Source organism: Kitasatospora sp. NPDC051853, assembly GCF_044452665.1.
Lineage (GTDB): Bacteria > Actinomycetota > Actinomycetes > Streptomycetales > Streptomycetaceae > Kitasatospora.
Window position 1 is genome coordinate 49065 of the sequence record NZ_JBITBY010000015.1, and the last position, 13269, is coordinate 62333.

Annotated in this window: 13 protein-coding genes; 7 read left to right on the forward strand and 6 right to left on the reverse strand. The window is 75.9% G+C overall.

Annotation, left to right across the window (positions count from 1 at the left end; genetic code table 11):
- Positions 1-207: 207 nt before the first annotated feature.
- Positions 208-696, forward strand: a complete 489-nt coding sequence (locus ACIA8O_RS34165; RefSeq protein ID WP_396297911.1) for an NUDIX domain-containing protein — start codon at positions 208-210, stop codon at positions 694-696.
- Between the two features lie 29 nt (positions 697-725).
- Here ACIA8O_RS34165 and ACIA8O_RS34170 read toward each other — a convergent pair whose 3' ends face one another.
- Positions 726-1421, reverse strand: a complete 696-nt coding sequence (locus tag ACIA8O_RS34170; RefSeq protein WP_396297912.1) for a class I SAM-dependent DNA methyltransferase — start codon at positions 1419-1421, stop codon at positions 726-728.
- 60 nt (positions 1422-1481) lie between these two features.
- On the opposite strand from ACIA8O_RS34170, the gene ACIA8O_RS34175 reads away from it, so the two are divergent.
- Positions 1482-2045: a GNAT family N-acetyltransferase gene (locus ACIA8O_RS34175; protein ID WP_396297913.1), complete on the forward strand. Its 564-nt coding sequence runs from the start codon at positions 1482-1484 to the stop codon at positions 2043-2045.
- Between the two features lie 22 nt (positions 2046-2067).
- Here the strand turns inward: ACIA8O_RS34175 and ACIA8O_RS34180 are convergent, their stop codons facing one another.
- Entirely contained in the window at positions 2068-2760 is a 693-nt protein-coding gene (locus tag ACIA8O_RS34180) for a hypothetical protein (protein WP_396297914.1), read from the reverse strand.
- 279 nt (positions 2761-3039) lie between these two features.
- Here ACIA8O_RS34180 and ACIA8O_RS34185 point away from each other — a divergent pair, with 279 nt between their 5' ends.
- The 5 genes from ACIA8O_RS34185 (at position 3040) to ACIA8O_RS34205 (ending at position 9190) form a co-directional block, all read left to right on the forward strand.
- Positions 3040-3846, forward strand: a complete 807-nt coding sequence (locus ACIA8O_RS34185) for an RNA polymerase sigma factor (protein ID WP_396297915.1) — start codon at positions 3040-3042, stop codon at positions 3844-3846.
- On the forward strand, positions 3843-4787 hold the full coding sequence (locus tag ACIA8O_RS34190; protein ID WP_396297916.1) for a hypothetical protein: 945 nt from the start codon (positions 3843-3845) through the stop codon (positions 4785-4787). The genes ACIA8O_RS34185 and ACIA8O_RS34190 overlap by 4 nt, the downstream gene beginning before the upstream one ends.
- Before the next feature lie 82 nt (positions 4788-4869).
- A complete protein-coding gene (locus tag ACIA8O_RS34195; RefSeq protein ID WP_396297917.1) occupies positions 4870-5391 on the forward strand; it encodes a hypothetical protein in 522 nt (173 codons plus the stop codon).
- Positions 5388-7565, forward strand: a complete 2178-nt coding sequence (locus ACIA8O_RS34200) for a bifunctional polysaccharide deacetylase/glycosyltransferase family 2 protein (RefSeq protein WP_396297918.1) — start codon at positions 5388-5390, stop codon at positions 7563-7565. The genes ACIA8O_RS34195 and ACIA8O_RS34200 overlap by 4 nt, the downstream gene beginning before the upstream one ends.
- Before the next feature lie 86 nt (positions 7566-7651).
- A complete protein-coding gene (locus ACIA8O_RS34205) occupies positions 7652-9190 on the forward strand; it encodes a protein kinase (RefSeq protein ID WP_396297919.1) in 1539 nt (512 codons plus the stop codon).
- A gap of 8 nt (positions 9191-9198) precedes the next feature.
- Here the strand turns inward: ACIA8O_RS34205 and ACIA8O_RS34210 are convergent, their stop codons facing one another.
- From ACIA8O_RS34210 to ACIA8O_RS34225, 4 genes are all read right to left on the reverse strand, one after another.
- Positions 9199-9762, reverse strand: a complete 564-nt coding sequence (locus tag ACIA8O_RS34210) for a potassium channel family protein (protein ID WP_396297920.1) — start codon at positions 9760-9762, stop codon at positions 9199-9201.
- On the reverse strand, positions 9759-11045 hold the full coding sequence (locus ACIA8O_RS34215; protein ID WP_396297921.1) for a hypothetical protein: 1287 nt from the start codon (positions 11043-11045) through the stop codon (positions 9759-9761). The genes ACIA8O_RS34210 and ACIA8O_RS34215 overlap by 4 nt, the downstream gene beginning before the upstream one ends.
- Positions 11046-11203: 158 nt before the next feature.
- On the reverse strand, positions 11204-11497 hold the full coding sequence (tatA, locus tag ACIA8O_RS34220; protein ID WP_396297922.1) for a Sec-independent protein translocase subunit TatA: 294 nt from the start codon (positions 11495-11497) through the stop codon (positions 11204-11206).
- A 160-nt stretch (positions 11498-11657) separates the two neighbouring features.
- Positions 11658-13223 carry an MFS transporter gene (locus ACIA8O_RS34225; protein WP_396297923.1) on the reverse strand — a complete coding sequence of 522 codons (1566 nt, stop codon included), beginning with the start codon at positions 13221-13223 and terminating at the stop codon, positions 11658-11660.
- Positions 13224-13269: the final 46 nt, after the last annotated feature.

A 13269-nucleotide genomic window follows, 5' to 3' on the forward strand; every position in this document is an offset into this window, starting at 1 on the left:
CCCCGCCCCCGGGGCGCGTACACGCACGCGCCCCACTGGGGGGGCCCGGCTTGCGGGCCCGCCGACCGGGCCCCCCCCCCGGGCCCCCCCCCCCGCCCCGGGGGGGCGCCCCCCGCCCCCCGGGGCCCCGCCCCTCGTGCCGTCCCGCCCGCTCCTCGGCGCCCCGGGCGGTAGGGTCCGGACGGACCCAACGACTGAAGGAGCGTCATGCCGGAGGAGCTCAAGTCCCGCGAGGAGTGGCTGGCCTCGCTGCCCCGGGCCTACACGGGGGCGGGCTGCCTGCTCACCGACCCGGACGGGCGGGTGCTGATCGTGAAGGCCGGGTACCGGGAGCACTGGCAGTTCCCCGGCGGCACCATCGACCGCGGCGAGGACGGCGCCCGTTGCGCCGCGCGCGAGTTGGAGGAGGAGACCGGCATCGTCCGGGAGGCCGGCCCACTGCTGGCGGTGGCCTGGACCCATCCGTCCGAGGAACTCGACCACCCGGCCGTGCACTTCCTCTTCGACCTGGGCACCATCGGGGCCGACGTCCCGGTCGTGCTGCCCGAGGGCGAGCTGGACGACTGGAGGTGGGCACCGGTCGAGGAGGCCCTCGACCTGCTCGGCCCCAGCCGCTCGCTGCGGTTGGCCGGTGCCCTGGCGGCCCGCGGTGACGGCCGGACGCGCATCCTCACCAGCCCCAACTCCGGTTTCTGACACGGGAGTCCGCGGGACGGCCCGGCGGACTACTTGCGGAACACGTACGCCGCCGAGACCGGGACGCCGAGGTGCCTGGCCCACTTGGGCTTGAGGGCGGTCCACCGCCCGTCCACCACGGCCTCCCGCATCTCGGCCAGCTGCCAGCCCTCGCCCAGCGCGGCGGTCAGGTGGTCGCTGACCAGGTGCAGGTGGGTGTCGATGGCCAGGTCGGTGCCCTCGGCGGTGGTGAAGTGGGTGGGCATCCCGGCGCTCATGATGAACTGCGGGTGCAGGCCGACCAGGACGCAGAGCCCGCCCGGCGCGGCCAGTCGGTACGCCTCCCGGTAGAGCGGGGCCAGCTCCGGCAGGTGCTCGTCCACCAGGGAGGAGATCACCAGTCCGTACCGGCCCCCGGGCAGTCCGGTGCTCGCCAAGTCCCCCTCCAGCAGCGCCCGGTGGGCACCCCGGGCCTCCGCCCGGGCCAGCATCTCGGGCGTCAGGTCCACCCCGTCCACGGCGCCCACCCCGCGGGCCCGCAGCCAGGCGCCGGTCCGCCCCGTCCCGCAGCCGAGGTCGGCGGCCTGTTCCACTTCCGACCACCGGGGGGCGGAGAGTCCTTCCAGCACCGCGAGGTCCATCAGGTCCTCGACGGTGTCCTCGTAGCTCGTCACCCACTGGCCGTAGCCGGTCCGGACGTCCACGGTCGGGTAGTGACGGGTGTCAAAGTTCGCGAATTCCACCATACTTCGCAGTGTTCACGAACCGGCGGCCGAGCGGCCAGCCATTTTCCCGAAGGGGCCGCGGTGCCACTGCTGAGCTTCCCCGAGGCCGAGGTGCCGGCCGAACTACGCTGCCAAGTATGGCAGTTGCAGGAGGCGGCCTGGCCCAGCGGCGAGCCGGACCCGGGCAGCAGCCACGATCCGGCGCTGGCCCCGGAGAGCCTGCTGCTGGTGGACGGCGGCCGGGTGCTGGCCGCGCTGGACCTGCTCACCAAGGAGATCGGGCACGACGGCGGCCGCTACCTGGCCCGCGGGCTGAGCTGCGTGGTCACCGACCCGGCCGAGCGCGGCCGGGGTCACGGCGGGCGGCTGGTGCGGGCCGCGCTGGAGGCCGTCCGGGCGAGCGGGGCGGACCTCGGGGTCTTCAGCTGCGACCGTCCGCTGCGGGGCTTCTACCGGGCCGCCGGGTGGCGCGAGCTGCCCGGTGCGGTGCTGGTCGGCGGCACCGCGCGGGACCCGTTCCCGACCGACTGGCCGGGCTTCGACAAGGTGGTGATGGCCGACCTGTGCACCGGGCGGGCCCGTGCGGCGGAGTGGGAGCACCGCCGGATCGCGCTCCACCCGGGCACCGTGGACCGCCTCTGGTGAGACGGCGTCAGCCGGCGCGCGGTCAGAAGACCCACAGCTCCCGGCCGAGCGTGTCGGCGCAGCGGACCCGGCCGAAGCGGTCGTCCCCGGCGGCCAGGAAGCCGCCGGCCACCCCGGCCAGCACCTCGTGGGCGACCGGGTCGGAGCGGCTCCAGGCGCCGGTCAGGACCAGGGTCTTGCCGTCCAGCTCGGCGCGCTGGATGCGCGCCACGGCGGCGGTCAGCAGCGCCGCGTTGACCTCGTCCAGCTCGGCGGCGGTGAGGTACGTCTCGCCCGTCCCGGGGCCGCCCTCGGCGACGGCCAGCCGGCGGCGCAGCTCGGGCAGCCCGTAGTGGCGGACGGCGGCGATCGAGTCCTCCACCGCGACCAGCCAGCGCGGCCCGGGGCTGATCTCCCAGCAGATCTCGTCGTCGACCGGCATCAGCTCGCCGATCCGGGCGTGCCAGAGCTCGGAGCCGTCCGGAGCCCCCGGGTCCGGCGGCCCGACCGGCAGCGGGCGGTCCCGGACGGCCTCCGGCTTGGCGCTCAGGGCCAGGTGGACGGTGTAGCGCAGCGCGTGCCCGTCGGTGTCGACCACCCGGATGCCCAGGACGGCCCAGTGCAGCGGGGCCGGGAGGACGAAGACCTGCCGCTGGTCCGTCAGGCCCATCGCCCGCAGGGCCGGCGCCAGGTGGTGGCGCATCCCTTCGGCGAAGAGTTCACGGGCAGCCGTCATCGCAGGTCCTTGCAGGTGGGGGGTGTGGTTCGTGCACTGTCAAAGCTAGGTCCGGGGGCCGCCCCGGGGCTGTGGGCGAACGGCGTGGGCCGACGGGCCTTAGGTCCCGCGGGCGCGGGCCGTTCCTCCCTCCCGCCCTGACACCCCCGTCACGGCGGGCCGGAACGGCGTCACCCCACGGCCGGAGCGGCACCGCCCCACGGCCGGAGCGGCGTCGCACCGGGACCGGAGCGGCCGAACCGGTCCGGTGCGGGTCCCGGATGGCGCATGATGTGGCGGGTGCACAGCTCCCACCCCCGATCCGGCGGCCCTCCGCCCGACCTCGCCGAGGCCGTCCTGGCGGCGCAGAACGGCGACCAGGAGGCGTTCCGGCTGCTCTTCCGGACGGTCCAGCCCGGCCTGCTGCGCTACCTGCGGGTGCTGGTCGGCGGCGGTCCGGAGGACGCGGAGGACATCGCCTCCGAGACCTGGCTCCAGATAGCCCGCGACCTGGGAGGGTTCCGCGGCGACTCGGACGGCTTCCGCGGCTGGGCGGCGACCATCGCCCGGCACCGGGCCATGGACCACCTGCGCAGGGTCCGCAGACGGCCGATCGCCGACCTCCCCGAGGAGTACCTCGCCGAGCTGGCCGCGGCCGAGGACACCGCGGGCAGCGCCGTCTCGGCGGTCTCCACCGCCGACGCGCTGGCGATGATCGCCGAGCTGCCGCCGGACCAGGCGGAGGCGGTGCTGCTCCGGGTGGTGCTCGGCCTGGACGCGCCCGGGGCCGCCGCCGTGCTCGGCAAGCGGGCCGGCACCGTCCGGATGGCCGCCCACCGCGGCCTGCGCCGGCTGGCCAAGCGCCTGGAGGGCGAGGGCCCGGCCGGCGGTCCCGCCGAGGGCTTCCCGGCGCAGCGCCGCACGCCCGCCGAACCACCGCGCAAGCGCCCGGCCGCCACCGAGCAGCCCCCGCCCGGCAAGGGCCGTCCGCTGCGCCGGCTGGGCCGGGCGGGCCGCCCCGGGCCGGAGTCCGGAACCGGATCCGGGAAAACCTTTCCGCCGGGTGTGACACCCGAGCAGGCCGTGACGCTGAAGGACATGAGATGAGCACCAACCGATCCCGACGGATCGACCGCGACACCGCCGAGCAGCTGCTCGCCGGTGCCTCGGGCGCCCGCGCGACCGGTCCGGAGCGCCTCGCCCGCCGCACGGCCCCGCCGGGCCACGCGGAGCTGGCCGGGCTGCTCGCCTCCGCGGCTGCCCCCGAAGCCTGCGGTGGCGAGCAGCCCGGTGAGCAGGCGGCGCTGGCGGCCTTCCGGGCGGTGCACTCCGACCCGTCCGCCGCAGCCCGGAGAACGACCGTGAGCACCACCGTCCGCGTACGGGCCTTCAGCGCGAAGGCCCTGCTGGCCGCCTGCGCGGCCACCGCGCTCGGCGGCGTCGCGGTCGCGGCCGGCACGGGCGCGCTGCCGCACATCCCCGGTCTGCCCGGCGGTGCCGGCGACCAGGTGGCGCACGCCCCCGCGACGGCCACCGACCCCGGCTCGGCCGCGCGGGCCGGCGGCTCCCCGTCCCGGCACGAGCAGCAGGGCTTCGGCGCCTCGCACACCGCCACCGCCCCGCCGTCGCCGTCCGCCGCGGCGTCCTCGCCGTCCTCCGCGGCGTCGGCCGCCGGTCAGTCGGCCGAGCTCTGCCGCCAGCTGGCCGAGGGCCTGGCCGCGGGCGGGAAGCGCGTGCTGCTGCTCGCCGAACCCCGGTTCGCCCCGCTGCTGACGGCGGCCGGGGGCGCCGAGGCGGTGACGGAGTACTGTGCCGCACCCGGCTCCGCCCGGCCGTCCACGTCGGGCGGTGCCGAGGACCAGGGCAAGGGCGGCTCCCACACGCCCTCGGCCCCGGCCCCGTCCGCCACCGCCTCCTCCGGCGGACGCAAGGCGACCGAGAAGCCCAGCGACAAGCCGACCGACCGGCCGACCGAGAAGCCCACCGTCAAGCAGGGCGACAAGCCCGAGGAGCAGCGGACCGGGGGACAGCCGGAGGTCCGCCAGTGACCCGAAGACGCCGCGCCGGCGGTGCGCGGGTCGGTCCTCCCGGCGCCGGACCCCAGACCCCACACCAGGATCGGAACCGCAGGTGACCATCAGCCCCCAGACCCGGGCCGCCGGCCCGGTCGCCCCGCCGGCCGGCGCACGGCCCGACGAGCCGGTCTTCGTGGACGCCTCCGGCCGCCGCCAGCGGCTCGTCCGCCGCGCCGGCCGACTGCTCGTCATACCCGCGGCCGGGTACCTGGCCCTGCTGCTCAGCAGCCTGCTCGGCGGTCCGTCCGTGGACGCGCCGTTCCTGCCGCAGCAGCACGCCGAGCGCCCGCCCACCCCGACCGTCCCCGCCGCCCCGGCGGCCGGCACCACCGCTGACGGTCCGTCGGCCGAGGGCTCGGCCAGACCGGCCGGCTCCGCCGGGCAGACGGCCGCCCCCAGCCGTTCCGCCCGCCCCGCCGGCGCACCGTCCCCGTCGGCCGCCCCGGTGACGGCCCCGCCCGAGCCCACCGCCCCGGTCACCACCGGTCCGACCGCGGGCCCGGGCAACCCCACCAACTCCCCGGGGCACGGCCGCCCCAGCACCGCCCCGAGCCGGAAGCCGAGCAAGAACCCGTGACCACCACCCGGCCCGCCCCCGGCCACCGCTCCCGACGACGCGGCAACGGCAGGGCCCGCGGCCGCCGGGCCGCGGTCCGCCAGGTACCGCTGCGCACCCACTGGCTGCTGCTGACCACCCTGGTGCTCACCCTCACCGCGGCGCTGCTGCTCCAGGGCTGGACCCACCAGCTGTACGGCGGCACCCCCGACGGCGCGGCCACCGCCAAGGGCGACGGCCGCGCGGTGCCCGGCGCGGTCCGGGACGGCGGCCCGGTGATCGACGGCGGCGCGGCGCAGCCCCGCTCGGCCCGCCCGGCCGACCGGACGGTGGCCCTCACCTTCGACGACGGCCCGGACCCGGTCTGGACCCCGAAGATCCTGGACGTGCTCCGCCGCCACCAGGTGGACGCCACCTTCTTCGTGGTCGGCTCCCAGGTGGCCGCGCACCCCGAACTGGCCCGGCGGATCGTCGCGGAGGGCCACGAGCTCGGCGTGCACACCTTCACCCACGCCGATCTGGCGGCCGTCCCCGAGTGGCGGCGCTCGCTGGAGCTGAGCCAGAGTCAGCTGGCGCTGGCCGGAGCGGTCAGCCGGACCAGTTCGCTGCTGCGGCCCCCGTACTCCTCCTCGGCCGCCGCGCTCACCGACGCCGACTGGGAGGCCGTCCGCAAGGCGGGGCAGGACGGCTACCTGACCGTGCTCACCACCCTGGACAGCGGCGACTGGCGCCGACCGGGCGTGGACCGGATCGTGGCCGACGCCACCCCGCGCGGCACGGCGGGCGAGATCGTCCTGATGCACGACGCGGGCGGCGACCGCAGCCAGACGGTGGCCGCGCTGGACCGGCTGATCCCCGAACTCCAGGCCCGCGGCTACCGGTTCGCCCCGGTCGGCGACGCGCTCGGCCTGCCCCGCCCGATGGCCGCGGCCCCCGCCGGGGAGCACTGGCGCGGCCTGGCCCTGCTCGGCGCCCTGGCGGCCAGCGAGTGGGTGCTCCGGGTGCTGGGCTGGCTGCTGTTCGCGGCCGGCGCGGTCAGCGTGCTGCGCGCGGTCGCGGTGGTGGTGGCGGCCCGGCGGCACAAGCGGCTGCGCGACCGCCCGTGGGGCCCGCCGGTGACCGAGCCGGTCACCGTGATCGTCCCCGCCTACAACGAGGTGGCGGGCATCGAGGCGGCCGTCCGCTCGCTGCTGGCCTCCGACCACCCGGTGGAGGTGATCGTGGTGGACGACGGCTCCACCGACGGCACCGCCGACCTGGTCGAGTCGCTGCGGCTGCCGTACGTCCGGGTGATCCGGCAGGAGAACGCGGGGAAGCCGGCCGCCCTCAACGCCGGTATCGCCGCCGCGAGTTGCGAGCTGCTGGTGATGGTGGACGGCGACACCGTGTTCGAGCCGGACGCGGTCCGGATGCTGGTGCAGCCCTTCGCGGACCGCCGGGTCGGCGCCGTCTCCGGCAACGCCAAGGTGGTCAACCGCGGTGGCCTGCTGGGCCGTTGGCAGCACATCGAGTACGTGGTGGGCTTCAACCTGGACCGCCGGCTGTTCGACCTGGCCGAGTGCATGCCGACGGTGCCGGGTGCGGTCGGCGCCTTCCGCCGCTCGGCCCTGCTGCGCCTGGGCGGCGTCGGCGAGTCCACCCTGGCCGAGGACACCGACCTCACCATGGGCCTGTGCCGGGCCGGTTGGCGGGTGGTCTACGAGGAGCGGGCCAAGGCCTGGACGGAGGCCCCGGCTTCGCTCGGCGCGCTCTGGCGCCAGCGCTACCGCTGGTGCTACGGCACCCTGCAGGCGATGTGGAAGCACCGGGGAGCACTGGCCCAGCGCGGCCAGGCCGGCAAGCTCGGCCGCCGCGGCCTCGGCTACCTGCTGCTGTTCCAGGTGCTGCTGCCGCTGCTGGCCCCGGTGGTGGACGTGTTCGCGCTCTACGGCCTGGTCTTCCTCGACCCGGGCCGCATCATCGGCCTCTGGGCCGCCTTCCTGGCACTGCAGTTCGCGATGGGCGCCTACGCCTTCCGGCTGGACGGCGAGAAGCTCGGCCCGCTCTGGACGCTGCCGCTCCAGCAGTTCGTCTACCGGCAGCTGATGTACCTGGTGGTGATCCAGTCCGTCTGCACCGCCCTGGCCGGCTCCCGGCTGCGCTGGCAGCGGATGCAGCGGTACGGCAGCCTCCAGGTGCCCCCGGCGGGCGGCTGACCGCAACCGGACAACCGCTATGGTGCACGGGTGCGCGCGGCCACCGGGCCGACTGGGCCAGGTGCCGCGGAAGGGGAGTGGTCGGGGTGATCGGCCGGATACTGAACGGGCGTTACGAGCTGGGCGAGGTCCTCGGCGTCGGCGGCATGGCCACCGTGCACCGCGGCCACGACCACCAGCTGGGCCGCCCGGTCGCGGTGAAGCTGCTCAACGGCGGCCTGGCCGACGACCCCCGGTTCGCCGAGCGCTTCGCGCAGGAGGCCCAGCACGCCGCCCGCCTGGTGCACCCGAGGATCGTCACGGTCTTCGACTCCGGGGTGGACCAGGGCTCGCCGTACATCGTGATGGAGCTGGTCGACGGCCAGACGCTGGGCCGGCTGATCGCCGACACCACCTGGCTCCCGGTGGAGCGCGCCGTCGGCATCGCCGCGGCGGTCTGCGAGGCGCTGGAGGTCGCGCACGCGGCCGGGCTGGTGCACCGGGACATCAAGCCGGGCAACATCATGATCACCCAGGACGGCGGGGTGAAGGTGGTGGACTTCGGGATCGCCCGGGCCGGCTCCTCCGGCGCCCAGCTCACCCAGGCCGCCCAGGTGCTCGGCACCGCCTCCTACCTCTCCCCGGAGCAGGCCACCGCGAGCCCGCTGGACGGCCGCTCCGACCTCTACTCGGTGGGCTGCGTGCTCACCGAGATGCTCACCGGCGCACCCCCGTTCGGCGGCGACAACTCGGTGGCCATCGCCTACCAGCACGTCGGCGCCCAGCCCGCCCCGCCCTCCTACCGCCGCCCCGGGCTGACTCCCGCGCTGGACGCGGTGGTGCTCCGGCTGCTCGCCAAGAACCCGGCCGAGCGCCCGGCCGACGCCGCCACCGCCCGGGCCGAGCTGCTCGCCGCCGTCCCGCTGCACGGCGCGGCCGACCGGACCAGCGAACTGCTCGCGGCCACCCAGGTGATCCCCCCGGTCCCGGTGACGCACGCCCAGGCCCCGTACGCCGCCCAGCAGGCGACCTCGGTACTGCCCCCGGTCCCGCACCACGCCGCCTTCCCGGCCCAGCCCCACGGCGGAGCCCAGCCCTACGACGCCCGGCCCCACGAGGCGTACGACCCGTACGAGGAGCCGCCCGCCCGGCGGCGGAACCCGCTGCTCTACGCCGGCGCCGGTGCGGCCGCGATCGCCGCGGCGGTGGTGGTCGTGGTGCTGGTGACCGGCGGGGGGAAGGGCACCCCCGGGGCGGCCCCGAGCCCGACCGCGGCGGCCTCCGCCCCGGCGAGCCCCACCCCCTCGCCCACGCCCACCCCCTCGCCCACGCCCTCGGCCAAGGCGAGCCCGAGCGCCAAGCCCTCGCCGAGCACCAAGCCCGGCCCGGGCACCGCGCTGTCCTCGCTGCGCGCGGCCGTGGCCCAGAGCGAGTTCGAACGGGACCGGGACCGCCAGCAGGACCTGCTGGAACGCCTGGACGAGGCCTCGGACGCCCTGAACGACCATCAGTTCGACGACGCCGCACGCTCCCTGAGGGAGGCTCAGAAGATGGTCCGCGACCTGGGCAAGCGCCACGCCATCGACGGCGAGACCAGCCTGCTCTGGCAGACCAAGATCGGTGCCGTCCTCGCCCTGGTCGGCTGACGGTCCCGCTAGGACTCCTCGTTCCGGTGGTGCCGGCGGCGCCTCCGGCCGGGCTCCTCGGCCCGGGAGGTGGCGCGTTCGGCCATCCGCTCGTGCAGGCGGCGGCTGACGGTGGTGGCCCCGGCGGTCAGGAAGACCAGGGTGTAGAGGATCTGGAGCATCACCACCACCCGGGCCGCCTGCCCGGACGGGGTGACGTCCCCGAAGCCGACCGTGGCGAGGGTGACGACGGTGAAGTAGAGCGCGTCGATCCGGGTCGACAGCCCGGTGAACTCGTCGGCCAGCGCGTAGTACGTGGAGGCGAAGACCACCAGGGTCAGTGCGCTCAGCAGCAGGATCGCCATCGCCGGGCGGCCGGGGAGGGCGAGGTACTCCCGGCGGATCTCCCGGAGCAGGAAGCCGGCCAGCACGGTCAGCGCCCCGGCGAAGGTCAGCCAGCTGGGCACCGGGTGGTGCGGCCCGAAGACGCCGAGCGGCACGGTGAAGTAGCCCACCAGCAGCGCCGTCGCCCCGCCCAGGCCGTACAGCCAGCCCACCCGGTCGACCCGGGGGGCGTCGGTGCCGCCGCTCACGGCGCGGCCACCCCGTCCGGCTGCTCCTCCGGCCGCGCGTCCAGCAGCTCCAGCACCGCCAGCCCGCCCAGCAGCGCGAAGCCCGTCCAGAACACCACCATCCCGGTCGGGTAGCTCCACAGGGCCAGGACCAGCGCGGCCGCGGCCACCCCCGTCCACCCCAGCCAGGCCTTGTACCGGTGGACGAATCGCCCGACCGGCCCGAGCCGCAGCCCGGCCCGCGCGGCGGTGGTCCGGACGGCGCCGAAGCCGGCCGCCCAGAGCCGCCGCACCGTCCCGGCCCACCGCCCGGCCCCGGTCAGCCAGGCACCGAGGGCGACCAGCACGCCGAGCGCCACCACCGCCCGCACGGTGGTCCGCAGGTAGTGCACCAGGGCGTCGAAGACGGCCGCGGCGGCGTCCTGGCTCACCCCGGCGGGGAGCCGGTCCAGGTAGAACGCCCGGCCGGCGGTGAGCGCCAGGCCGAGCACCGCCGCCCCGCCCGCCACCAGCAGCGCGGCGGTGACCAGGGCCCGGCGCCGCCGCCCGGCCAGCAGCACGCCGCCCGCCGCGACCAGCACGGTGAGCACCGGCAGCCAGAAGCCGGCCAGGTCGAGCAGCCGGAAGGCGGTGCGGGCCTTGGGGATGGCCTCCGACTCCACCAGGACGTACTCGGTGTGCACCTCGGGGATCTTCGCCGCCACGCCGAGCCCCTGGGCGACCAGACGGTTCTTCACCTGGTCGATCAGCGGAGCCAGGTCCAGCGTCACGGCGTCGCCCCTGAGCTCGACGGCGCCGCCGCCCTCGCCGGTGAGCAACCGGTCCACGGCGGCGTGCGCGTCCCGGTTGACGGTCACCCAGACGGTGGCGAAGGCGTCGCTGTCCACCACCTTCTCCACCTGGCCGTGGACGAAGCCGGTCAGGCCGTTGGTCAGGGTGGAGCCGAGGGCGCCGAGGGCCTTGTCGAGCAGCGGCCGGTCGTCGGGGGCGACCTGCTCCAGCAGGGTGTCGACCGGCAGGTACTTCATCACTTCGGCGGTCACCCGGTCGGTCACGGCGGCCCGGACCGCCGGGTCCTCGGCCAGCGGCGCCATGGTGGCCACGTACCGGTCGGTGTCGCCGACCTCGGCCCTGGTCCAGGCGGCCACCACGCTCAGCGGGGTGAGCACGGCGGCCAGCAGCACCAGCAGGACGGCGAAGGCGGACCTGACGCGGTGCCGGCGGGGCGGTGCCTGCCGCCCCTCCAGCAGGGCGAGCCGCTTGCGCAGCTCCTCGACCTCGGCGGGGCCGGTCGGGTCGGTCATCCGTTCCTCCCGGTGCGTGGATGGGTGCACACCAGGAGATACCAGAACGAATCCGACGGCCAGTCAGACCCCGGCCGGGGACGGAACGGCACCGGGCCGCCGCTCCGTCCCGCGAGGGGTGGAGCGGCGGCCCGGTGCGGACCCGCCGTGACGGCTGGTCAGGCCTTGTTCTGCTGGCCGTTCGGCTCGGTGGCCTTGGTGACGACGGTCGGCTCGACCGCCTGGCGGGGCTGCTCGGTGGCGGTGCTCTGCGCCTTGCCGTCCGCCGGAGCGGCCGGGGTGCCGGCGGCCTGGCCGTCCTCCTCGCGGAGGGCCTTGGTCTCGGCCTTGAGGATGCGCATCGACTTGCCGAGGCCGCGCGCCATCTCGGGCAGCTTCTTCGAACCGAAAAGCAGGATGACGACAGCCAGCACCACGAGGAGGTGCCAGGGCTCCAGACCGTTGCGCAGCATCCCTGACCACCGGTCCCTTCGGAAAACTCGCTGTTTCATGGGCCGCGCGAACGTGCCCGGCCTCGGCCAGTATGCATGGCCCGCACGGCCGACGTATACAGCGGTCCTGAAACATCGGACGAAAACCAGGTGTTCACGTGAGGTTTCTCCACAGCGTGATCTAGACCGATTCCAGCTGGTGACGGACCTGCTCCCCGGCCTTTTCGGCGGGGGCGGGAACGGGCAGGTCACCGAGCAGGCGGTGGGCCAGGAAGGCCCCGAGCAGCATGGTGGCCAGGCCCACCGCGGCGGCCAGGTGCATGCCGTCGGCGAAGGCGTCCCGGGCGGCGGTGAGCAGCTGCCCGCCGAGCTCGCCGGGGAGCTGCGCGGCCACCGCGACCGCCCCGCCCAGGGTGTCCTGCGCCACCGTGGTGAGCTCCGCGGGCAGGCCGGCCGGCAGGCCGCCGTCCAGCCGGGCGGAGTAGACCGCGGCGCCGGCCGCGCCGAGCAGGGCGATGCCCAGCGAGGCGCCCAGCTCGGTGGCGGTCTCGGAGACCGCCGAGGCGGCCCCGGCCTGCTCGGGCGGTGCGGCCGAGACCACCAGCTCGGCGGTGAGCATCATCGCGGCCACCGTCCCGGCGGCCAGCACCCCGGCCGCGACCAGGATGAGCGCCAGCGGGGAGTCGGGCCGGACCAGCGTCATCAGGGCGAACCCGGCCGCGGCGATCACCAGACCACCCGTCAGCCGCACGCCCGGCCGGACCCTTCCGGCCAGCGCCCCGGAGGCGCCGGCCGTGACGAAGACCCCGACGCTGGGCAGCAGCGCCCACAGCGAGGCGGTCAACGGCGCCATTCCGCGCACCAGTTGGAGGTACTGCGAGGTGTAGAGGGTGAAGCCCATCATGGCCAGCATGGTGAGCGTGTTGACCACCACCGCCCCGCTGAAGGTGCGGTTGCGGAACAGCGCCGGGTCGACCAGCGGCGTGGCCGCGGTCCGCAGCCGCCACACCAGTGCCCCGCCGAGCAGCAGGCCGGCGGCCAGGGAGAGCGCGGCCGAGGTGCTCCAGCCGTCCACCGCCAGGTGCTTGAGCCCGTAGACGGCGGGCAGGACGGCGGCGACCGCGAGCAGTGCGCCGGGCAGGTCGAAGCGGCCGGCCCGCGGGCTGCGGTACTCCGGCAGCAGGAACGGGGCGGTGAGCAGCACCAGCGCCATCACCGGGACGGCGGGCAGGAAGACGGTGCTCCAGGTGAAGTGCTCCAGCAGCAGTCCGCCGATCACCGGGCCCAGGGTGGCCCCGGCCATGGTCGCGGCGCCCCAGGCACCCATCGCGGCGGTGCGCTGCCGGGGGTCGTGGAACATGTTCCGGATCAGCGCCAGGGTCGAGGGCATCAGCGTCGCCCCGGTCACCCCGAGCAGGGCACGGGCCGCGATCAGCTGCCCGGCGCCGTCCGCGGTGGCGGCCAGCACGGAGGCGGCGGCGAAGCCGAGCGCCCCGGCCATCAGCAGGCGGCGGCGGCCGATCCGGTCGCCGAGCGCGCCCATCGGGATGAGCAGCCCGGCCAGCAGGAACGAGTAGATGTCCATGATCCAGAGCTGCTCGGTGGCGTCGGGGCGCAGCTCGGTGCTGATGAAGGGGACGGCGAAGAACAGGATCCCCAGGTCCGTGGCGATCACGAGGGTCGGCAGGAGCAGGACGGCGAGGCCCGTCCATTCGCGGCGGCCGGCGAGGCCGTGGGTGGTGGTCACGAGAAGAACGGTACGGACGTTTGAGACGGATGTCTAGTACGGATGT

Coding starts and splice junctions, on each gene's coding strand:
- ACIA8O_RS34190 (WP_396297916.1), top strand. CDS start 3,843: ATGAGCACCAACCGATCCCGACGGATCGACCGCGACACCGCCGAGCAG.
- ACIA8O_RS34180 (WP_396297914.1), bottom strand. CDS start 2,760: ATGACGGCTGCCCGTGAACTCTTCGCCGAAGGGATGCGCCACCACCTG.
- ACIA8O_RS34215 (WP_396297921.1), bottom strand. CDS start 11,045: ATGACCGACCCGACCGGCCCCGCCGAGGTCGAGGAGCTGCGCAAGCGG.
- ACIA8O_RS34170 (WP_396297912.1), bottom strand. CDS start 1,421: ATGGTGGAATTCGCGAACTTTGACACCCGTCACTACCCGACCGTGGAC.
- ACIA8O_RS34165 (WP_396297911.1), top strand. CDS start 208: ATGCCGGAGGAGCTCAAGTCCCGCGAGGAGTGGCTGGCCTCGCTGCCC.
- tatA (WP_396297922.1), bottom strand. CDS start 11,497: ATGCTGCGCAACGGTCTGGAGCCCTGGCACCTCCTCGTGGTGCTGGCT.